Annotated in this window: 2 protein-coding genes; both read right to left on the bottom strand. The window is 56.7% G+C overall.

Annotated features, from left to right (window positions below; all coding sequences use genetic code 11):
- Positions 1-277, bottom strand: a 277-nt coding sequence (locus IT41_RS20495) for an IS5 family transposase (RefSeq protein WP_036741137.1), incomplete at its 3' end; no start/stop codon positions are given.
- A 94-nt stretch (positions 278-371) separates the two neighbouring features.
- Positions 372-586, bottom strand: a 215-nt coding sequence (locus tag IT41_RS19295) for an IS5/IS1182 family transposase (RefSeq protein WP_036743267.1), incomplete at its 5' end; no start/stop codon positions are given.

Genomic DNA, 586 nt, shown 5'->3' with positions numbered 1-586 from the left:
CTATCATGATGGTGTCTCCGTCTCGCCCTGGTTGCGCCAAGTCCTTGAAGATGCGTGCGAACACACCCATACGAGACCATCTGACGAACCGGTTGTAGAGCGTCTTGTGCGGGCCATACACCGATGGCGCGTCGCGCCACTGCAAACCGTTCCGTTTGACGTAGATGATCCCACTCAGCACCCGCCGATCATCGACCCTTGGTACGCCACGTGATTTCGGAAAGTGCGGTCGAAGACGCTCCATCTGCGCCTCCGTCAACCAGTAGTAGTCGCTCATGTTGCCCCCGTAGTTTGCGGGCGTGAATCACGACTATCCAAAGGGTTCAAGCGGCCTTATGGGTCCTGACCCTAGGCTCCAGACTCGTTAACTTTCATAGCCAGAAGAGGACAGTTGCGGCGAGAGCGATGGCCGAGAAGAAGGTTTCCGGGCATCTGTCGTAACGGGTTGCCACGCGCCTGCAGTCCTTCAAGCGTCCAAACATGATTTCGATGCGGTTGCGGCGTTTGTATCGGCGCTTGTCATATTTGACTGCCTCCTTACGGGATTTCCGGCCGGGGATGCAGACCTTTATCCCCTTGTCTGTCA

Origin of the sequence: Paracoccus halophilus, from assembly GCF_000763905.1 — a bacterium.
Classification (GTDB): Bacteria; Pseudomonadota; Alphaproteobacteria; order Rhodobacterales; family Rhodobacteraceae; genus Paracoccus; species Paracoccus halophilus.
Note: the sequence above shows the minus strand (reverse complement) of the source record. Positions and strands in the feature narration are given on the sequence as shown.